This window comes from Sinorhizobium sp. NG07B (assembly GCF_002532005.1).
Taxonomy (GTDB): Bacteria; Pseudomonadota; Alphaproteobacteria; order Rhizobiales; family Rhizobiaceae; genus Sinorhizobium; species Sinorhizobium fredii_C.
Window position 1 is genome coordinate 564344 of record NZ_NWTD01000001.1, and the last position, 19939, is coordinate 584282.

21 protein-coding genes and 1 pseudogene are annotated in these 19939 nt (G+C 65.8%); 10 read left to right on the plus strand and 12 right to left on the minus strand.

Annotated features, from left to right (window positions below; all coding sequences use genetic code 11):
* Nucleotides 1–196 precede the first annotated feature (196 nt).
* Nucleotides 197–1279: an FAD-binding oxidoreductase gene (locus CO664_RS02725; RefSeq protein ID WP_337441819.1), complete on the minus strand. Its 1083-nt coding sequence runs from the start codon at nt 1277–1279 to the stop codon at nt 197–199.
* A pseudogene (locus CO664_RS31640) lies at nt 1252–1527 on the minus strand (FAD-dependent oxidoreductase); the annotation flags it as partial. The pseudogene CO664_RS31640 and the gene CO664_RS02725, both read right to left, overlap by 28 nt.
* Before the next feature lie 252 nt (nt 1528–1779).
* On the opposite strand from CO664_RS31640, the gene CO664_RS02730 reads away from it, so the two are divergent.
* Nucleotides 1780–2517 carry an SDR family oxidoreductase gene (locus tag CO664_RS02730; protein WP_097537875.1) on the plus strand — a complete coding sequence of 246 codons (738 nt, stop codon included), beginning with the start codon at nt 1780–1782 and terminating at the stop codon, nt 2515–2517.
* 45 nt (nt 2518–2562) lie between these two features.
* Nucleotides 2563–2973: a winged helix-turn-helix domain-containing protein gene (locus CO664_RS02735; protein ID WP_050988173.1), complete on the plus strand. Its 411-nt coding sequence runs from the start codon at nt 2563–2565 to the stop codon at nt 2971–2973.
* Here the strand turns inward: CO664_RS02735 and modC are convergent.
* The 3 genes from modC to modA all read right to left on the minus strand — a co-directional run bounded on the left by modC (nt 2970) and on the right by modA (nt 5616).
* A complete protein-coding gene (gene modC, locus CO664_RS02740) occupies nt 2970–4037 on the minus strand; it encodes a molybdenum ABC transporter ATP-binding protein (RefSeq protein ID WP_097537876.1) in 1068 nt (355 codons plus the stop codon). The two genes, CO664_RS02735 and modC, sit on opposite strands and share 4 nt — an antisense overlap.
* Complete coding sequence (modB, locus tag CO664_RS02745) at nt 4034–4726, minus strand: molybdate ABC transporter permease subunit (RefSeq protein ID WP_176536531.1); 693 nt, start codon at nt 4724–4726, stop codon at nt 4034–4036. The genes modC and modB overlap by 4 nt, the downstream gene beginning before the upstream one ends.
* Nucleotides 4727–4830: 104 nt before the next feature.
* Nucleotides 4831–5616 carry a molybdate ABC transporter substrate-binding protein gene (modA, locus tag CO664_RS02750; RefSeq protein WP_097538567.1) on the minus strand — a complete coding sequence of 262 codons (786 nt, stop codon included), beginning with the start codon at nt 5614–5616 and terminating at the stop codon, nt 4831–4833.
* Nucleotides 5617–5818: 202 nt separating this feature from the next.
* Here modA and ung point away from each other — a divergent pair, with 202 nt between their 5' ends.
* The 6 genes from ung (at nt 5819) to CO664_RS02780 (ending at nt 11138) form a co-directional block, all read left to right on the plus strand.
* Nucleotides 5819–6544, plus strand: coding sequence for a uracil-DNA glycosylase (ung, locus tag CO664_RS02755; RefSeq protein WP_037414284.1), 726 nt, complete (start codon nt 5819–5821; stop codon nt 6542–6544).
* Nucleotides 6545–6732: 188 nt separating this feature from the next.
* Nucleotides 6733–7503, plus strand: a complete 771-nt coding sequence (gene cobF, locus CO664_RS02760; RefSeq protein WP_037414285.1) for a precorrin-6A synthase (deacetylating) — start codon at nt 6733–6735, stop codon at nt 7501–7503.
* A gap of 110 nt (nt 7504–7613) precedes the next feature.
* Complete coding sequence (gene cobG, locus CO664_RS02765) at nt 7614–8978, plus strand: precorrin-3B synthase (protein WP_097527628.1); 1365 nt, start codon at nt 7614–7616, stop codon at nt 8976–8978.
* A 2-nt stretch (nt 8979–8980) separates the two neighbouring features.
* Nucleotides 8981–9613 carry a precorrin-8X methylmutase gene (locus tag CO664_RS02770; RefSeq protein ID WP_037414288.1) on the plus strand — a complete coding sequence of 211 codons (633 nt, stop codon included), beginning with the start codon at nt 8981–8983 and terminating at the stop codon, nt 9611–9613.
* The gene (locus tag CO664_RS02775) at nt 9610–10377 is read left to right on the plus strand and encodes a precorrin-2 C(20)-methyltransferase (RefSeq protein ID WP_037414290.1); all 768 of its coding nucleotides are present in this window, start codon (nt 9610–9612) and stop codon (nt 10375–10377) included. Before CO664_RS02770 ends, CO664_RS02775 begins: the two co-directional genes overlap by 4 nt.
* Entirely contained in the window at nt 10374–11138 is a 765-nt protein-coding gene (locus tag CO664_RS02780) for a precorrin-3B C(17)-methyltransferase (protein WP_097537878.1), read from the plus strand. Before CO664_RS02775 ends, CO664_RS02780 begins: the two co-directional genes overlap by 4 nt.
* On the opposite strand, the gene CO664_RS02785 is transcribed toward CO664_RS02780, so the two are convergent.
* On the minus strand, nt 11102–11902 hold the full coding sequence (locus tag CO664_RS02785) for a cobalt-precorrin-6A reductase (RefSeq protein WP_097538568.1): 801 nt from the start codon (nt 11900–11902) through the stop codon (nt 11102–11104). The two genes, CO664_RS02780 and CO664_RS02785, sit on opposite strands and share 37 nt — an antisense overlap.
* Here CO664_RS02785 and CO664_RS02790 point away from each other — a divergent pair.
* A complete protein-coding gene (locus CO664_RS02790; protein WP_037414294.1) occupies nt 11880–13112 on the plus strand; it encodes a bifunctional cobalt-precorrin-7 (C(5))-methyltransferase/cobalt-precorrin-6B (C(15))-methyltransferase in 1233 nt (410 codons plus the stop codon). The genes CO664_RS02785 and CO664_RS02790 overlap by 23 nt on opposite strands.
* Nucleotides 13113–13138: 26 nt before the next feature.
* Nucleotides 13139–13897 (plus strand): precorrin-4 C(11)-methyltransferase, encoded by a 759-nt coding sequence (cobM, locus tag CO664_RS02795; RefSeq protein ID WP_037414296.1) that lies wholly within the window; start codon nt 13139–13141, stop codon nt 13895–13897.
* 7 nt (nt 13898–13904) lie between these two features.
* Here the strand turns inward: cobM and mnhG are convergent, their stop codons facing one another.
* Genes mnhG through CO664_RS02825 form a run of 6 tightly spaced genes read right to left on the minus strand, consistent with a single transcriptional unit; the run spans nt 13905 to nt 19913 of the window.
* Complete coding sequence (mnhG, locus tag CO664_RS02800) at nt 13905–14276, minus strand: monovalent cation/H(+) antiporter subunit G (protein ID WP_097527623.1); 372 nt, start codon at nt 14274–14276, stop codon at nt 13905–13907.
* Entirely contained in the window at nt 14273–14554 is a 282-nt protein-coding gene (locus CO664_RS02805; protein ID WP_097537879.1) for a K+/H+ antiporter subunit F, read from the minus strand. Before CO664_RS02805 ends, mnhG begins: the two co-directional genes overlap by 4 nt.
* A complete protein-coding gene (locus CO664_RS02810; RefSeq protein WP_037414302.1) occupies nt 14551–15036 on the minus strand; it encodes a Na+/H+ antiporter subunit E in 486 nt (161 codons plus the stop codon). Before CO664_RS02810 ends, CO664_RS02805 begins: the two co-directional genes overlap by 4 nt.
* A 2-nt stretch (nt 15037–15038) precedes the next feature.
* Nucleotides 15039–16685: a monovalent cation/H+ antiporter subunit D gene (locus CO664_RS02815; protein WP_176536485.1), complete on the minus strand. Its 1647-nt coding sequence runs from the start codon at nt 16683–16685 to the stop codon at nt 15039–15041.
* Nucleotides 16651–17001 carry a Na+/H+ antiporter subunit C gene (locus tag CO664_RS02820; protein ID WP_037414305.1) on the minus strand — a complete coding sequence of 117 codons (351 nt, stop codon included), beginning with the start codon at nt 16999–17001 and terminating at the stop codon, nt 16651–16653. Before CO664_RS02820 ends, CO664_RS02815 begins: the two co-directional genes overlap by 35 nt.
* Complete coding sequence (locus CO664_RS02825) at nt 17001–19913, minus strand: monovalent cation/H+ antiporter subunit A (protein ID WP_097537880.1); 2913 nt, start codon at nt 19911–19913, stop codon at nt 17001–17003. Before CO664_RS02825 ends, CO664_RS02820 begins: the two co-directional genes overlap by 1 nt.
* Nucleotides 19914–19939: the final 26 nt, after the last annotated feature.

Below are 19939 nucleotides of genomic sequence, written 5' to 3' on the forward strand. Positions count from 1 at the left end.
CCAAAGGGTTACAGCCACAGACTGCCACGAGTTCGGGGTTTGATGAAGGGATTTCGGCAGCAGGCCGGACGTCCGGATGAAGAAAGACAGATTCGTGCCGGCGCTCGCGCCGGGCCGATTGCGGAGCCGCGACGGGCCCCCGGCGGCGCGTAATTTTCTTTCGTGATCGGCTCGTGGCAACGGACCAGAATCGCCGTCAGACGGGCGGTGCGAGCTCGATCGGCGTCCCGTCGGAGAATCGCGACAGTCGAAATTCGGTGGGATCGACGATCGGTCTGTCGCCGGTGACGAGGTCGGCCACCAGGTGTCCGGCACCGGGTCCGATACCGAAACCGTGGCCGGAAAAGCCGGTGGCGATGAGGAGGCCGGGCACAGCTTCTGCGTGCGAAATGACCGGCACCACATCGGGTGTGACGTCGATCAGCCCGGCCCAGATCTGCACTGGCTCGACCTGCCGTAGCACCGGCAGTGCGAGTCTCGCCGCTTCGAGGGCGGGTAGGACCGAGCGTGCATCCGGTCGCGGATCGAGGATGCGGTGCCGCTCGAAGGCGCCCGGGCGGTCGAGCGGAACGGGCGTGATCTCGAACTGTTCGCGCCAGCTCTGGGCGCTGAAGCCCACCTGGACCGAGTCCGGGTCGGCCCTCCGCACCCGCCGGAAGTCACGGAAGAAAGCCAGGCTGTCCGGGACGAGCGGATGCAGGTTCACACCGGCAGTGGCGATCGTATAGCCACCGTCGAGGCGCTTGCGATAGGCATAGCTTCCCGTTGCGCCGGCGCCGTCCGGCCCGCCTTCGACCGGGGCGGTCCTGAGCACCGTGTTGCGCACCTTCAACTGCGGCAGGCGGATGCCGACCCCCTTGCAGAAGAGCCGCGACCAGGCGCCGCCGGCAAGCACCACCGTCGCCGTTTCGATGCGGCCCTTCTCGGTGACGACCGCGCTGACTCGTCCGCCGCTCCGCTCGATGCCGCGCACGGCGCAACCGGTGACGATGGTCGCGCCGGCGCGGCGGGCTCCGGCCGCGATCGCCGGCACCGCCTTCTGCGGCTCGGCCCTGCCGTCGCTCGGCGTGTAAAGTGCGCCCTTGTAGCGGATAGCCGCGCCGCCCATGACCGCCTGGGTCTCGTCCGGGCCGATCTGCCGGCTGTCGACGCCATGCGGTTTGGCAAGCGCCAGCCAGGCATCGCGATTGGCGAGGTCTGCTCCGTTTCCGATATGTAGAGGATGCCGCTGCGGCGAAAGCCGGTCTCGCCGCCGATGCGCGCATCGAGCGTGTCCCAGATCTTCAGCGAGGCCATCGCCATCGGGATCTCGCGCCGATCACGGCCCATAACCCGCACCCAGCCCCAGTTGCGGCTCGATTGCTCGCCGGCAAGCACGCCTTTTTCGCAGAGCACGACCTTGACGCCGCGTTCGGCCAGAAAAAGCGCCGTGCTGACCCCGATAATTCCACCGCCGATGATGACGACATCCGCTTTGCGCGGCAGCGACGGGTCGGTGACGACGGGATCAAGGGTGGGGCCGGGCATCGCATTTCTCGCAGAAGGGCAAGGGGCGGTTTTCTATCGCTGCAATTTTCGGCCGCCGAGATCAAGCCAGCAAGAGATCTCGCCAGCCTGTCATGCACAGCTCTATCATCGCCGGTGTTCTGTCTTTTTCCGATAAAAATACGCATTGTCCGGTTGACAGGCCGTCAGGCTTCGATGTCTGTTGAGAAGCGAGATGCGGGGCGGCAGAGCAGGCGCCCGCTGACAAATCATACCGGATCGATGAGGCGGACAATGAGCGGACTTCTTGCGGGCAAGCGTGCTGTGATCACGGCTGCGGCACAAGGTATCGGCCGCGCGGCGGCCGAGGCGTTCAGCCGGGAAGGGGCGTCGGTGATCGCAACCGACATCAACGAGGACAAGCTCGCCGAGCTGGCAGCCACCGGGATCGAATTGGCGAAGCTCGACGTGCTGAGCGAAGCGGCGATCGCCGATTTTGCGGCGCGCACCGGTCCTGTCGACGTCCTCTTCAACTGCGCCGGCTTCGTCCATGCCGGCACGATCCTGGAAGCGAGCGACAAGGATTACGACTTCGCCTTCGATCTCAACGTCAAATCGATGTTCCGGATGATCCGCGCCTTCCTGCCGGGCATGGTCGAAAAGGGCGGCGGCTCGATCATCAACATGTCGTCGGTCGCCGGCGTGCCGATGGGCGTGCCGAACCGCTTCGTCTATTCCGCCAGCAAGGCGGCGGTCATCGGCCTCACCAAGTCGGTGGCGATCGACTTCATCGGCAAGGGCATTCGCTGCAACGCCATTGCGCCCGGCACGGTGCAATCGCCGTCGCTCGAGGAGCGGATGCGGGCGCAGGGCAACTACGAGGAGGCGCGCGCCGCCTTCATCGCCCGCCAGCCGATGGGCCGGCTCGGCACGCCGGAGGAAATCGCCGCGCTCGCCGTCTATCTCGCCAGCGACGCTTCGGCCTATACGACCGGCCATGTGCATGTGGTAGACGGCGGCATGAGCCTCTGAGCGCAGGCCTTTTCGCCGCCTGCCGCAATGTCTATGCTGCGGCGCATGCCCAAAGCCGACAAAGAGCTTCGCCTCGTCCTGCGCATCGATTTCCCGCCCGAGGGTCGCCTCGGGCGCGGCAAGATCATGCTTCTCGAACTGATCCGCGAGACCGGGTCGATCTCCGCCGCCGGCCGCGCCATGGACATGTCCTATCGGCGTGCCTGGCTGCTGGTCGATGCGCTCAACCGGATGTTCGAGGAGCCCGCAGTCGAGTCGCAGCGGGGCGGCAAGCAGGGCGGGGGTGCGGCGCTTACCGTCTTCGGCGAGACGCTGATCGAGCGCTTTCGGGGGATGGAAGCCAAGGCGAGGAGCGCGATCGCAGAAGACCTCGACTGGCTGGAGGCGGCGCGATCGGGCGAAGCATCGCGCCGGACGGAAAGCTCATCCGCGAAACGACCTGCGCAACCGTCCTAATAGTCCAACGCGACCGTCTTGATGATCGCGTGGACGGGCTTGGCCGGCTCGAGCCCGAGCGTCTCGCGGGAGAGGGCGGTGATGCGGGAGACGATGACATTGCCGCCGCAGTCGACGCGGACGTCGACGCTGCCCTCCTGCGCCGGTGAAAGATCGATGATCGTTCCCTTCAGGACGTTGAGGGCGCTGATCCCTTCCGGTTTCGTGGTGGCGAGCATCACGTCGCGCCCGGCGATGTAAAGGCGGAGGCGATTGCCGGGTGTGGAGACGAGATGCGGTATGCGGATCAGGCATTCGCCGGCCAGCACCACCGTCAGTCGATGCTGGGAATCGTGGCTTACGACCACGCCTTCAACCAAGGCGCCTGTCTCCCGCCGCACGATCGCGGCCGCCGGCTGGTTGAGAATCGCGGACGCCGTGCCGGATGCCTTGACCCGGCCCTCCTCGATCACCACGATGCGCTCGGCCAGCCGCCCCACCTCCGCGACGGAATGGCTGACATAGACGATCGGTATCTTGGTCTCATCGCGGAGCCGCTCGAGATAGGGCAGGATCTCCGCCTTTCTGGCCTCGTCGAGGGCGGCGAGCGGCTCGTCCATCAGCAGCAGCCGGGGTGCTGCAAGCAGCGCCCGCCCAACGGCGACGCGCTGGCGTTCGCCGCCAGAGAGAGTCGAAGGACGGCGCTCGAGCAGATCTCCGATGCCGAGCATTTCGACGACCTTGTGGAACTCGGAGGCGGATTTGACGGCGCCGGCGAACCAGCGCCCATAGGCGAGGTTGTGGCGGACGCTCAGATGCGGAAAGAGCCGGGCCTCCTGGAAGACATAGCCGAAGTGCCGGCGGTGAACGGGGGTGAAGCGCCGCTCCTCGCTGTCGGCGATCACATCGCCGTCGAGAACGATGCGGCCCCGATCGGGTCGCAGCAGCCCGGCGACGATGTTGATCAGCGAAGTCTTGCCGGAGCCGGAACGGCCGAAAAGCGCCGTCACGCCGCCCTCCGAGCGGAAGGCGGCGTCGATGGCGAATGAGCCAATCCGGTGGCGCGCTTCGACCTCGAGGCTCATGCGGCGACCGTCCGTCGCGCCGCCGCGACGGCGAGGAATTCCGACAGCATCAGCGCCGTCATCGAAAGAATGATGGAGATGATGGCGAGCCGCATGGCGCCGGCGTCGCCGCCCGGCACCTGGGTGAAGCTGTAGATCGCCGCGGAAAGCGTCTGGGTCTCGCCGGGGATGTTCGAGACGAAGGTGATCGTCGCGCCGAATTCGCCCATCGCCTTGGCGAAGGAAAGGATCATGCCGGCGACGATACCGGGCAGAATCAGCGGCAAGGTCACGGTCAGGAACACCCAGATCGGATTGGCGCCGAGCGTTGAGGCGGCGTCCTCCAGCTTCCGGTCGACCGCTTCGATCGACAGCCGGATGCTGCGCACCATCAGCGGAAAGCCCATGACGGCGCAGGCGAGTGCTGCACCCGTCCAGCGGAAGGAAAAGACAAGGCCGAAATTGTCGGTGAGGAAGGCGCCGATCGGTCCGCGCCGGCCGAACAGCAGGAGCAGCACGAAGCCGGTGACGACCGGCGGCAGGATCAGCGGCATGTGCACGAGGCCGTTCAGGATCGACCTGCCCCAGAAGCGACCGCGTGCCAATGCCATGGCGACGAGAAGCGCGACCGGCAGGCTCGAAAGCATTGCGACCGTTGCCACCCGCAGGCTCAAGCGGACGGCCGTCCATTCCGCGTCGCTCAAGACCATCCAGTCCAATTTTATGCTCCCGTCACAGAGGTGCCGCGCCGTGCACCGATTGCATGCACGACGCGAACACGTTCTGCCCGGTCGAAGGCCGGTGGCGCAAGACCCTATTCAAGCACGATGAACCCCTGGGCCTGGAAAAACGCCGCGGCCTTGGGCGACTTGACGAATTCGAGATAGGCAGCCGCGTCCGGGTTCTTGCTCTCTGCGGTGATCGCTATCGGGTAGATGATCGGCGAGTGGCTGTATTCCGGAAAGGTGCCGACAACCTTCACGCCCGGATCGGCGGCCGCGTCCGTCTGATAGACGATGCCATAGGGGGCCTCGCCGCGCGAAACGAGAAGCAGGGCGGCGCGCACGCTTTCGGCTCCCGCGACTTTTGCTTCGACCGTCGGCCAGATGCCGAGCTTTTCGAGTGCGGCCTTGCCGTATTTGCCGGCGGGAACCGAATCGACGGCGCCCATTGCCAGGCGTCCTTCGCCGAGAAGAGCGGCGAGGTCTAGGCCCGGCTTAATCTCGACAGGCGCGGCGTCGGTCTTGCCGGAAACGAGGACGAGACGGTTGCCAAGCAGGTTGGAGCGGATGTCGTCCTTGATCAGCTTCTTCTCGGCAAGGTAATCCATCCAGGCGAGATCGGCCGAGATAAAGATATCGGCAGGCGCGCCCTGTTCGATCTGCTTGGCGAGCGCCGAGCTTGCCGCATAGGAGGCGGTCGTCTCCTTGCCCGTCTCGTCTTTCCATTTGGCGTTGACCGCGTCGAGGGCATTCTTCAGGCTTGCCGCGGCAAATACCGTAACTTTTTCTTCCGCCTGGGCAGGAGCCAATGCTGCGCCAGCCAAAATCAGGCCGAGCGCCAGCATCAAACCCTTAAGCCAATGTCTCCCTCCCCTCATCGCATTTGCCTCCATCTCTCTCGTGATATTTTGCAGGATATAACGGTCTCTCCGTTCTCGTTAGCGCTATATCGGACGAAATACAATGCTCTGCCAGAAGGCTAATCGAAGCAGTGAACGGAACGGGCTAAATCCGGCGCGCATGCTTGCAGTGGGCAATAGCGGGGCTAAATTCCGGAGCGACGAAGAACGAGGCGAATCCATGGATGCGACGATCAGGCTAGAAGAGAGCTGGAAGACGGCGTTGGCGCACGAATTCCTCCACGGCTATATGACCGATCTCAAGCGCTTCCTGTTGGACGAGAAGCAGCAGGGCCGACAGATCTTTCCGAGAGGCAGCGAATATTTCCGGGCGCTTGACCTGACCCCGCTCGACAAGGTTCGGGTCGTGATACTCGGCCAGGACCCCTATCACGGCGACGGTCAGGCGCATGGACTCTGCTTCAGCGTCCGGCCGGGCGTGCGTACCCCGCCGTCGCTGGTCAACATCTACAAGGAGCTTCGCGACGATCTCGGCATTCCGCCGGCCCGCCATGGCTTCCTTGAAAGCTGGGCGCGCCAGGGCGTGTTGCTCCTGAACAGCGTGCTGACGGTCGAGCGGGGCCGGGCGGCGTCGCATCAGGGCAAGGGCTGGGAACGCTTTACCGATGCCGTCATCCGCGCCGTCAACGAACAGGCCCAGCCGGTCGTCTTCATGCTCTGGGGCTCCTATGCGCAGAAGAAAGCGGCCTTCGTCGACCGCTCCCGCCACCTGGTGTTGACCGCGCCGCATCCGTCGCCGCTGTCGGCACATTCCGGCTTCCTCGGCTGCAGGCATTTCTCCAAAGCCAATGCCTTTCTCACGTCGAAGGGGCTCGATCCGATCGATTGGCGGCTGCCGGACGATCCTCCTCTCGCCGTCGATCGGCAGGCTGCGGCACCCTGCTGACGCCGTGGTGGCCTCTCCTGTCGTGCCTGGACCTTGCGCGGCCGGTCGCGATCCGCCAAAGACTGGCGTCTAAAGCGGGCGCGCTCAAACATGCGACGCGCTTTAGGGATTTGTTTTGTGCATGTCGGTGCCCCAAAACCGCTGCACACTTTTGGGCGACATGCACTGCGCGTAGCGGGAGAAACGGCATGCGGCATATCCTGATCATCGGGATCGGGGCGGGCAACCCCGAACACATCACGGTCCAGGCGGTCAATGCACTGAACCGCGCCGACGTGCTCTTCATCCCGACCAAGGGTGCGAAGAAGACGGAGCTTGCCGAGGTGCGCCGCGACATCTGCGCCCGCTACGTGACGCGCAGCGACAGCCGGACCGTCGAATTCACCGTGCCGGTCCGTCGGACCGAGGGACGCAGCTACGTCCAAGGCGTCGATGATTGGCATGCGAGCATCGCCGCCACTTATGAGGCGCTGCTCGAGAGCGAACTCGCGGACGGGCAGACCGGCGCCTTTCTCGTCTGGGGCGATCCGATGCTCTATGACAGCACGATCCGCATTGTCGAAAGGGTTCGTGCGCGGGGCAGCGTGGCCTTCGACTTCGAGGTAGTTCCCGGTATCACCAGCCTTCAGGCGCTTTGCGCCAGCCATCGCATTCCGCTCAACCTCGTCGGCAAGCCCGTGGAGATCACCACCGGTCGCCGGCTTGCCGAGAGCTTTCCGCACAAAAGCGAGACGGCCGTCGCCATGCTCGATGGCGAACAGGCGTTTCAGAAGATCGACGATCCGGATGCGGAGATTTACTGGGGCGCCTATCTCGGTACGCCGGACGAGATCGTCATTTCCGGGCGTCTCGCCGACGTAAAGGAAGAAATCCTGAAGGCAAGGGCCGACGCGCGCGAGCGCATGGGCTGGATCATGGATATCTATCTGCTGCGCAAGGGTGCGGACTTCGACGAGTAGACGCCGCTTGCCTGGGCTTTGATCTCTCTCAAGGAAGGCGGCTGTGATATAGGCTTTATCACAGACGCGGAGTGTGTGCCCGCAATGCGCCCCGAGGATATTGGAACAGGATGACGAGCTGCGCTGCGCCCAGGTCACAAACTGAACCCGGCACATCGATGCGCCGCGGCGCCTGTCCGTCGCTCGCAGCGCCGATGCAGACCGGAGATGGTCTGCTCGTGCGGCTGCGTCCGGCGACCGGTGGGTTGACGCCCGCCGAGCTAAGGGCACTGGCTGAAGCGGCCGCAGACTGCGGCAGCGGCATTATCGAAGTAACCGCTCGGGGCAACCTGCAGGTCCGCGGGCTGATCGCCTCAAGCGTTCCGGCACTTGCCGCCGCGATCGGGGAGGCGGGAATCGCCGTTACAGACGGCGTCGCGATCGAGACGCCGCCGCTTGCCGGGTTCGATCCGCGCGAAATCGCCGACCCCCGGCCATTGGCCGCGGCCCTGCGCGACGCGATTGCCGAACGTCGTCCGGCGCTTGCGCTCGCACCGAAATTGTCCATCGTCATCGATGGGAATGGCCGCTTCCACCTGCGGGATGTCGCGGCCGATCTCCGCCTTGAGGCGCGGAACAGCGAGGATGGCCTTCGCTGGCTGCTGTCCTTCGGCGGCGCGGGACGCCCGGAGCGGCCGGTTGCGCTGCTGGAGGCGGAGCGGGTCGTCCCTGCGCTGATGGAAATTCTGGCGGAGCTCGATCATTTCGGCCCAGCCGCACGCGGTCGCGATCTTGATGCGGACGCCATCCGGCAGCGTTTATCCGCCGGCCTCGACCCCTTGCCGGCGGCCGGCGGCACCTCGCCATTCTTGCCGGCGGGCATTCACGACTTCGGCGACGGTCGCACCGTGCTCGGTGTCGCTCTTGCTTTTGCGCAAACCGATAGCGCCAGCCTCATCGCCTTCCTGCAAAGCGCCGGGGAATTGGGCGCAACGGAAATACGCCTCGCGCCGCGCCATGGTCTCCTCGTCCTCGGCCTGTCGCGGGAAGCTGCCGCCCTCGCGCAACAACTGGCGCTTTCCCATGGTTTCCTGGTTTCCGCCGATGATCCGCGAAATCACGTCGCCACCTGCGCCGGGCTTGCCTGCGCCTCGGCGCTGATGGACACCAAGGTGGTGGCCGGGCTATTGCTCGAGGTCGGTGCCGACCTTCTCGACGGCTCGCTCGCAATCCATCTCTCGGGCTGTCCCAAGGGATGCGCCAGACCGGTAGCTTCTCCCCTGACGCTTGTCGGTGCGCCATCAGGATACGCGCTTGTCGTAAATGGGGCTGCTTCCGTCGCGCCGAGCGCCTACACCGATGAGGGCGGGATAAAAGCCGCGCTGGCCGCGCTCAATGCGCTGGTCAGGGAAAACAAAGACGCTGGCGAATCGGCGCGCTCCTGTCTTACACGGCTCGGGACGGCGCACATCGTCGACGCGTTTGAACAGGGATAGAAATGCCTGACTACGATTATATCCGCGATGGCAATGCCATCTACGAGCGTTCTTTCGCGATCATCCGGGCGGAAGCCGATCTTTCCGGCTTCTCGGAGGAGGAGGCCGATCTGGCGGTGCGCATGGTGCATGCCTGCGGTTCGGTGGAAGCGGCGCGTCAGTTCGTCTTCTCTCCCGACTTCGTCTCTGCCGCACGCGCGGCACTCAAGAACGGTGCTCCAATCTTCTGCGATGCGGAAATGGTCGTCCATGGCGTCACCCGGGCGCGGCTGCCGGCCGGTAACGAGGTGATCTGCTCGCTTCGCGATCCGCGCACGGCGGAGATCGCCGCCGAAATCGGCAATACGCGCTCGGCGGCGGCGCTCGAGCTCTGGGGCGAGCGGATGGCGGGCTCGGTCGTTGCCATCGGCAATGCGCCGACGGCGCTCTTCTATCTCCTGGAAATGCTACGCGACGGCGCGCCGAAGCCGGCGGCGATCCTCGGCATGCCGGTCGGCTTCGTCGGCGCGGCGGAATCGAAGGACGCGCTTGCCGAGAATTCCTATGGCGTTCCCTTCGCGATCGTTCGCGGCCGCCTCGGCGGCAGTGCAATGACGGCGGCGGCGCTGAATTCGCTGGCGAGGCCGGGGCTGTGAGCGCGGCGGGCCGACTGATCGGCGTCGGGACCGGTCCCGGCGATCCGGAGCTTCTGACCGTCAAGGCGGTGCGGGCGCTCGGCGAGGCGGATGTCGTCGCCTATTTCGCCAAGGCGGGGCGCAATGGCAACGGCCGCGCCGTCGTCGAGGGACTTTTGAAGCCCGACCTGGTGGAACTGCCGCTCTACTATCCGGTGACGACCGAGATCGACAAGGGCGACGAGGCCTACAAGCGGCAGATCACCGACTTTTACGATGCCTCCGCGGAAGCGGTAGCCGTGCATCTCAAGGCCGGTCGGACCGTCGCCGTTTTGAGCGAGGGCGACCCGCTGTTCTACGGTTCCTACATGCACCTGCACGTGCGGCTCGCAGGCCGGTATCCGGTCGAGGTCATTCCCGGGATCACGGCGATGTCCGGCTGCTGGTCGGTTGCCGGCCTGCCGCTGGTGCAGGGGGATGACGTTCTCTCGGTTCTTCCCGGCACGATGGGCGAGAAGGAGCTTCAGCGCCGCCTCGCCGACACTGAAGCCGCTGTGATCATGAAGGTCGGGCGCAACCTGCCGAAGATCCGCCGCGCCCTTGCGGCGGCAGGCAAGCTCGAAGCTGCCGTCTATGTCGAGCGCGGCACGATGACGAACGCGGCGATGATTCCGCTCGGCGACAAGCCGGACGACGAGGCGCCATATTTTTCGCTGGTCCTGGTTCCCGGTTGGAAGGATCGGCCCGGCTGGAAGGATAGGCCCGGTGCGGAGGGCAGGTCATGACCGGCAAGCTCTTCATCGTGGGCACCGGCCCTGGCAATCCGGCGCAGATGACGCCGGAGGCGCAGGATGCGATTGCCGTTGCGAGCGAATTCTTCGGCTATGGCCCCTATCTCGACCGGCTGCATCTGAGAGCCGACCAGCGCCGGATCGCCTCCGACAATCGCGAAGAGCTGGACCGGGCGAGAGCCGCGCTGACGCGCGCCAGCGCCGGCGTCGATGTCTGCGTCGTCTCCGGCGGCGATCCGGGCATCTTCGCGATGGCCGCCGCCGTCTGCGAGGCGATCGACACGGGGCCGGAGGCGTGGCGGCAGATCGATCTCACGATCACCCCTGGCGTCACCGCCATGCTCGCGGTGGCGGCGCGGATCGGTGCGCCCCTCGGCCACGATTTCTGCGCCATGTCGCTGTCGGACAATCTGAAGCCCTGGGAGGTCATCACCAGGCGGCTGCGGCTCGCGGCGGAAGCGGGACTGGTCATCGCCCTCTACAACCCGATCAGCAAGGCGCGTCCCTGGCAACTCGGCAAGGCCTTCGATGTCCTTCGCGAGGTCCTGCCGCCCCGCGTGCCGGTGATCTTCGGCCGGGCGGCCGGGCGGCCGGACGAGCACATCGCGGTGATGCCGCTCGGCGAAGCCGATGCCGACCGCGCCGACATGGCAACCTGCGTGATCATCGGCTCGCCGGAGACGCGGATCGTTGCCCGTAGCGGCAAACAGGATCTCGTCTACACGCCGCGGTCCTTCACCGGGGATAGGAATTGATGAATGCGTTCGAGCGCCTCATCGCAGGTGGAGACCGTCGGCACATCGGCGGGCTTGTGGCGCTCGACCATCACCACCTCGAGCCCGAGCTTCCGGGCGGCGGCGATTTTGCCGTAGGTGGCGGTGCCGCCGCTGTTCTTGGCGACGATGACATCGATCGCATGCTCTCGGAGCAGCTTGAGCTCGTCCGTCTCGGCGAAGGGGCCGTGCGCGAGGATCGCGGTAGCATCGGGAAGGCTCAGCGGCGGCGTCACCGGATCGACGCTGCGGACGAGATAGCTGTGCTGCGGCGCCTTTTCGAAAAGGAAGGCCTCTTGGCGGCCGATCGCCAGAAAGACGCGGCGCGGCAAGGCGCCAAGGGCCGACACCGCCTCGGCGACGCTTGCGACACGCGCCCAGCGATCACCCGGTTGTGCCTCCCAGGCGGGCCGGCGCAGCGCGAAGAGCGGCGTTCCGGTCGCCGCCGCGGCGGTCGCTGCATTGTGGGAGATCCGCGCCGCAAAGGGATGGGTCGCATCTACCAGCAGGGAAACGTTTTCGAGCTCCAGGAAGACGGCCAGCCCTTCGGCGCCGCCGAAGCCGCCGACGCGCGTTGGCAATGGCTGCGGTCGCGGATCGGCGGTTCGGCCGGCGAGCGAGATCACCGCGTCGTAGCGCGCATCGGCCGCAAGGCGCTCGCCAAGGTGCCGCGCCTCGGTCGTGCCGCCGAGGATCAGGATGCGAGGTCTGCCCGTGGCTGACATGTCGAATAGCGGCTCGGCCATTGTCGCTCCCTGGTTGACCGTCATCGGGATCGGGGAAGATGGTGTAGCCGGTCTCGGCGACGAGGCCAAGCGGCTGATTGCGGCAGCCCCCGTCGTCTTCGGCGGCGTCCGTCATATCGAACTCGCCGCGTCCTTGATCCAGGGCGAGAGCGAAGCTTGGCAAAGCCCCTTTGAGAAATCGGTCGAGGCGATCGCTTCGAGGCGCGGCAGTCCCGTCGTGGTGCTCGCCTCCGGCGATCCCTTCCTCTACGGCGTTGGCGCCACGCTGGCGCGCCGCATCGACGCGAGCGAAATCCGGACGATCCCTGCGCCCTCGGCCTTCAGCCTTGCAGCCTCGCGGCTCGGATGGCCGCTGCAGGACGTGGCAACCGTCTCGCTGCATGGCCGCCCGCTCGACCTCATCCGGCCGCAGCTGCAGCCGGGCGCCCGCGTGCTGGCGCTGACCTCGGACGGGAACGGCCCGGCGGCGCTCGCCGGACTGCTCTGCGAAAGCGGTTTCGGTCGGTCGCCGCTTACCGTGCTCGAAGCGCTTGGCGGGGAACGGGAGCGCATCTCTCGGCACCTTGCCGCGAGCTTCGCGCTGGAAAACATCGCTGCTCTGAACGTCTGCGCGGTCGAGGTCGTCGCCGATGGAAGTGCACGCGTCCTGCCGCTTGCCGGCGGGCTCGACGATGCGCTGTTCGAGCATGACGGCCAGATCACCAAGCGCGAGGTCAGGGCGCTGACGCTCTCGGCGCTGGCACCGCGCAGGGGCGAGCTTCTCTGGGACATCGGCGCTGGCTCCGGCTCGATCGCCATCGAATGGATGCTGGCGAACCCGGCGATGCAGGCGATCGCCATCGAAGCTTCGCCCGAGCGGGCTGCGCGGATCGGCCGCAACGCCGCTCGCTTCGGCGTGCCCGGCCTGACGGTGATCGAGGGGCAGGCGCCGGAAGCGCTTCGCGGGCTCACCCGTCCGGATGTGATCTTCATCGGCGGCGGCGGCAGTGATGCCGGCGTCATGGAGGCGGCGATCGCCGCGCTTCCCTCCGGCGGCCGACTGGTCGCCAACGCCGTGACGACGGAAATGGAAGCGGTGCTGCTTGCCCATCACGCCCGGCTCGGCGGCTCTTTGATCCGGATCGACATCGCCCGCGCGTCGCCGGTCGGCACGATGACGGGCTGGCGCCCGGCCATGCCGGTGACGCAATGGTCCTGGGTCAAGGACTGAGCCGGGAATACTCAAGAGGATAGACAATGACCGTTCACTTCATCGGCGCGGGACCGGGCGCAGCAGACCTCATCACGGTCAGGGGGAGGGACCTGATCGGCCGCTGCCCCATTTGCCTCTATGCCGGCTCGATCGTCTCGCCGGAGCTCCTGCAATTTTGCCCGCCCGGCGCCCGCGTCATCGACACGGCGCCGATGTCGCTCGACGAGATCGAGGCGGAATATGTGCGCGCGGCCGAAGCCGGCGAGGATGTCGCGCGGCTGCATTCCGGCGACCTCTCAGTCTGGAGTGCGGTGGCCGAGCAGATACGGCGGCTAGAGAAACACGATATCGCCTATACGATGACACCGGGCGTGCCTGCCTTCGCCGCCGCCGCGGCGACACTCGGCCGCGAATTGACCATTCCGGCGGTGTCGCAAAGCCTGGTGCTGACGCGCGTTTCCGGCCGTGCATCACCGATGCCGAACAGCGAGACGCTCGCCGCCTTCGGCGCCACCGGCTCGACGCTGGCGATCCACCTCGCCATCCATGCGCTCGACCGCGTCGTCGAGGAACTGACGCCGCTCTACGGCGCCGATTGCCCGGTGGCGATCGTCGTCAAGGCGTCCTGGCCGGATGAGCGCGTCCTGCGCGGCACGCTCGGCGACATTGCCGACCGGGTCGCCGCCGATCCGATCGAGCGCACTGCGCTGATCCTTGTCGGACCGGGGCTGGAAGCATCGGACTTCCGGGAGAGCTCGCTCTACGATCCTGTCTATCAGCGCCGCTTCCGCGGCCGCGAATAGAGCGGCATCATTCGCAGTCCAGTTCCGCGGCGGGCTTCGGCTTGCGCGGGACGTCCTGGCGGTTCTCGACGCGGTCGCGGTAAAGAGCCGCCTGGCCGAGCAGCATCAGCGTCACCGGCGTCGTCACCGTGACGAAGAAGATGATCAGCAGTTCGTGGAAGATCCAGCGGCTCTGCAGCACCGCGAAGCAGAGCATCGAGGCGAGGCAGATAAGAATCGTGCCGCCGCTAGTCGCGATTGTCGGGGCGTGCAGACGGTCGTAGAAGCTCGGCAGGCGCAACAGGCCGAGCGAGCCGATGAGCGTCATCGCGGCTCCGAGAAGCAGCAAGCCGCAGACGGCGATCGCCGCCCAGGCGGGCAGGTCGGCCAGATGGTTCATTCGATCACCTCGCCGCGCATGAGAAATTTCGCGAATGCGATGGAGGAGACGAAACCGATCAGAGCGATGATCAGCGCGGTCTCGAAATAGATCGAGCTGGCGGTGCGGATGCCGAAGGCAAGCAGCATCAGCATCGCGTTGATATAGAGCGTGTCGAGCCCGAGGATGCGGTCCTGGGCGCGGGGTCCCTTGATCATCCGGTAGAGCGCGAAGGCCATCGCCAAAGTGAGCATGACCTGGGCGAGCAGGATCGACCAGACGATTGCAAGCGCGATCATTGAAGTATCTCCTTCAGTCCTGCTGCGTAGCGCTTGACCGTTCGCCGCCACAGATCCTCGTTGTCGATATCGAGCACATGTATGAGCAGGCTCTTGCGGCGCCGGTCGTATTCGAGCCAGGCGGTGCCAGGCGTCGCCGTCAGGATGCAGGCGAGCAGCGCCAGCGCGTTCTCGTTTTCCAGATCGACGTCGACGCTCATGAAACCGGTGTTCGCCGGCCTGCCCCGAGCCCGCAGGATGATCCCCGCAACGGCGATATTCGAACGAACAACGTCGGCGACGACCGCGAGCGCAAGGCCTCCCATGAGGCTTAGACGGTGCAGCCGCGATCGGGTCGGCTGCAGCTTCACCATGACCCAGCCGAGCAACGCGCTCAGGAAGCCGCCGACGATGATCGAGCCGGGCGCAACCGATTGGTTGAGCAACAACCACATGAAGAAGAGGGCAAGCGAAAACAGCGGGTAAGGAAGCCAGGCACGCATCGCTACTCTCCTCCCGCCCGGGGCGCGGAAAGGACCCGCTCGCTATGGACGAGGGGAGCAAGCAGATCGTCGGCGGTCGCCTGCATGTATCGCATCGCGGGGCCGGCCTGAAAGCTCAGGAAGACGCAGGCGGCGAGCAGGATGGCAACTGGCGTGATCTCGATGACGACGACGCGCGGTATGGTTCCCTCGATCGACGCCCAGAAGGTGCGGATGCCGACACGGTTCAGGGCGATCATGGCGGCGAGGCCCGAAAGGATGAGAAGTGCCACATAGATCCAGTCCGCGGCGGAAATCGCGATCGCCTGGTTCGCCTCGGGCACGTTGAAGAGCCCGCGCAGCAGTGCGAATTTGGCGATGAAACCCGAAAGCGGCGGCAGGCCTGACAGGAGAATGGCGCAGAGGCAGAAGCAGAGGCCGAGAATGGCCATCGTGCCCGGAATGGCGACGCCCACTTCCTCCTCTTCCTCATTCTCGTCGAAGTCGCCATAGGCTTCCATCGTCACCGCCAGAACGTCGGCGCCGGCATCGCGGCCGCGTTCGACGAGTTCGATGAGCAGAAAGAAGGCGGCGATCGTCAGCGTCGAGCTGACCAGATAGAGAAGCGCGCCGGCGAGCATTTCCGGTCGTCCGAGGCCGATCGCCGCAAGCAGCGTGCCCGAAGAGACGAGCACGGAATAGGCGGCGAGCCGGCCCATGGCCTGCGAAGCCAGCACGCCGATGGTGCCGAAGGCGATCGTCAGCATGCCGCCGGTCAGAAGCCAATCCTGGCCGAAACCGGCCGATGCGCCGGCGGCCGTGCCGAAGACGAGCATGTGCAGGCGGAGGATGACGTAGATGCCCACTTTCGTAAGTATGGCGAACACAGCGGCGACCGGCGGGGTCGCCGCTGCATAGGCCGCCGGCAGCCAGAAGCTCAGCGGCCACATGCCGGCCTTGACGACAAAGGCGACGCCGAGCACCGCGGCGCCGGTTTCGACGAGCCGCCGGCTTTCCGGCGCGAGCGTGGCAAGCTTCGTCGCGAGATCCGCCATATTGAGCGTACCAGTGGTACCGTAGATCAGGCTGACGCCGATCAGGAACAGCGAAGAGGCGGCGAGATTGATGGCGACATAGTGCAGCCCGGCTTTGACGCGCAACGGGCCCGAGCCGTGCAGCAGCAGTCCGTAGGAAGCCGCAAGCATCATCTCGAAGAACACGAAGAGGTTGAACAGGTCGCCCGTCAGGAAGGCGCCGTTGAGACCGGCGACGAGCAGCTGGAACAGCGAGTGGAAATGGTGACCGGCCGTGTGCCAGCGGGCCATCGAATAGGCCTGGGCGGCAAGCGCCAGGCCGCTCGCAAGGCAGAGCATCAGCGCCGACAGCCGGTCGAGGACGAGGACGATGCCGAACGGCGCCGGCCAGTTGCCGAGCTGGTAGACGCCGGCGCCCGGCAGGCTGCCTTCGCCTGCCGCCGCAAGCCGCATCAGGATCATCGTGACGATGAAGACGACGAGCGTCGATGCGAAGCCGATCGCTCCCTTCAGCGTGCGCTCACGCTCGTCGATCGGGATCAGCATCGCCGCGACGGCAAGCGGCAGCAGGATCGGCAGGATTAGAAGATGGTGCAGCCAATCAGTCACCGCGCGGCGGCTCCCTTCCGTCGACATGGTCGGTGCCGGTGAAGCCGCGTGACGCGAGCAGCACGACGAGAAAGAGCGCGGTCATCGCGAAGCCGATGACGATCGCGGTCAGAACGAGGGCCTGCGGCACGGGATCGGTGTAGCGCAAGAGGTCGCCCGCGCCGCCGGGTTCGAGCACCGGCGGCGCGTTTACCCGGAGCCTCCCCATGCTGAAGATGAAGAGGTTGACCGCATAGGAGAGCAGCGCAAGTCCGACGATCACCTGATAGGTGCGTGGTCGCAGCAGAAGATAGACGCCCGATGCGGCGAGGGCGCCGATGCCGGCGGAGAGAATGAGCTCCATTATTGTGCCGCCTCCCTTTCAGGTCGCGCGGCCCGCGCATGGGCGCGCGCTGCGCGGCGGACCGACTGGTGCGCCAGCGCAATAAGCATCAGCACCGTGGCGCCGAGCACCAGAGAGAAGACGCCGAGGTCGAAGAGGATGGCGCTTGCGAGCGGAACCTTGCCGATGACCGGCAGGGTGGCATATTCGGCGCGCGATGTCAGGAACGGATAGCCGAAGAGCCAGGATCCGACGCCCGTCGCCAGGGCGACGAGCAGACCGATGCTCATCCAGCGAAGCGGGTGGATGCGCAGCCGCTCCTCCACCCAGCGGGTGCCGCCCGACATATATTGCAGGATGAAGCCGATCGACATGGCAATTCCGGCGGCAAAGCCGCCGCCCGGCAGGTCGTGGCCGCGCAGGAACAGATAGGCGGCGAGCATGCCGGTGACCGGGAACATCCAGCGCATGATCACCGAAGGGATGTGTAGATATTCAGCGACGCTGTCGCCCGCGGTCCGCTCCGGATGATCGTCGTCATAGGCGTTCTGCACTCGTTGCTGTTCGGGCGATTCCAGACTGTCCAGGTGCGGGCGGAAGCGCAGCAGCAGCGCAAAGACCGTGAGCGCGACGATGCAGAGGACGGCGATCTCCCCGAGGGTGTCGAAGCCGCGGAAATCCACCAGGATGACGTTGACGACATTCGTGCCGCCGCCCTCGTGATAGGCCTGCCCGAGGAAGTAGCCGGCGATGGTCTCCGGTACCAGGGGCCGGGTCATCACCGTGTAGGCTACCAGCGCCACGCCGCCGCCCGCCATGGTGGCGAGCAGGAAGTCGCGCAGGCGCCGGAAGCGGACCTTCAGCGGAATATCCGCCGTCGCGGGCTCCTCGATGCGCTTCGGCAGCCAGCGCAGGCCGAGCAGGATGAGCACCGTGGTGACGATCTCGACGAGAAGCTGGGTGACGGCAAGGTCGGGAGCAGACAGCCAGACGAAGGTGAGGCAGGTGACGAGCCCGGCACCGCCGAGCAGTACGAGCGATGCCAAACGGTGGAATTTCGCCAGGATGGCCGAGCCGACTGCGCAGGCGATGCCGACACCCCAAAGCAGGGCGAAGGCCGGATCGATGCCGCGGACGACGAGCGGCGGCAGCCGAAAGCCGCCGATCGCGAGGGGCAAGGCACCGGCGAGGAGCGCCAGGAACACCAGGAGCCGCATCTGCGGCTGCAGATGGCGGGTGCCGAGGCGCTGCTCGAGCGAGCGGGCCCATTTCCACGACAGCGTCACCAGGACACGCTCAAAGATGCGCTGTCCCTGGAGCAGGCGGAAGACAGGCGGACCCTCAATGCCCGTCGCGAGATAGGAGCGCATCAGGAAATAGAGGCCGACGCCGCCCGACAGCGCCACGAAGCTCATGATCAGCGGAATGTTCAGGCCGTGCCAGACGGCAAGGCTGTAGCTCGGCGTATCCTCGCGCAGGATCGAAATCACGGCGGCGTCGAGGAAGGGCCCGATCGTTTGCGCCGGAATGATCCCGACGACCAGGCAGGCGAGCACCAGGAAATCGACGGGGGCGCGCATCCAGCGCGGCGGCTCGTGCGGTTTCTTCGGCAGGTCGGACGGCAGCGGCCCGAAGAAGACGCTGTGAATGAAGCGCAGCGAGTAGGTGACCGCAAACATGCTTGCAATCGTCGCGACATAGGGCGTTGCGGTGTCGAGCGCGCTGACGAGATGCGTTTCGATCGCCTCGGCGAAGAACATTTCCTTCGACAGGAAGCCGTTGAGCAGAGGCACGCCGGCCATGGCGGCACTCGCCACCATGGCGAGCGTCGCGGTGATCGGCATGTAGTGAAAAAGTCCGCTCAGCCGGCGCATGTCGCGCGTGCCGGTTTCATGGTCGATGATGCCGGCGGCCATGAATAGTGAGGCCTTGAAGGTCGCGTGATTGACGATATGGAAGACCGCGGCGACGGCGGCCAGCGGGCTGCCGAGGCTCAGGAGAACGGTGATCAGCCCGAGATGGCTGATCGTCGAATAGGCGAGCAGCCCCTTCAAATCCTGCTGGAAGATCGCAAAATAGGCGCCGAGCAGCAGGGTCGTCAGTCCTGCAAGACCGACGATCCAGAACCAGGCCTCCGTGCCGGCCATCACCGGCCAAAGCCGCGCCAGCAGGAAAACGCCGGCCTTCACCATCGTCGCCGAATGCAGATAGGCGGAAACCGGCGTCGGTGCGGCCATGGCATGCGGCAGCCAGAAATGAAAGGGAAATTGCGCGCTCTTCGTCAGGGCGCCGAGCAGGACGAGAACCAGGATCGCGTTGTAGAGCGGATCGTTGCGGATCGCCTCGCCCGAGGCGAGCACGGTGTCGAGATCGTAGCTGCCGACGGCGCGTCCGATCAGGAGCAGGCCGACGAGCATCGCAAGGCCGCCCATGCCTGTCATCGTCAGTGCGATACGCGCGCCATCGCGGGCATGCGCGTTGTGATGCCAGTAGCCGATCAGCAGGAACGAAACGATACTCGTCATTTCCCAGAAGACCGCGAGCAGGATCAGGTTGCCGGAAAGCACGACGCCGAGCATCGATCCCATGAAGGCGAGAAACAGCGCGAAGAAGCGCGGCACCGGGTCTTCCTCGGCCATGTAATAGCGGGCGTAGAGGACGACCAAGAAGCCTATTGCGGTAATGAGCGCCGAAAAAAGCCAGGCAAACCCGTCCATGCGCAATTTGAAGTTCAACCCGAGTTCGGGGATCCAGTCGATCTCGAAGCGAAGCACGCCGCCGGTGGCGACGAAGGGATAGAGGCCGGCGGTCACCAGGAAGCAGATGAGGGCGATCGCGCCAGCGAACCAGGCCGTGGCGCCGCGTTGATCGGACGGAAAGAAGATTGCGAGGAGGCTTCCCCCGAATGGGGCGAGAATGAAGACTGACAGCAATTTTTCCGCGTATTCGATCGTTCAGC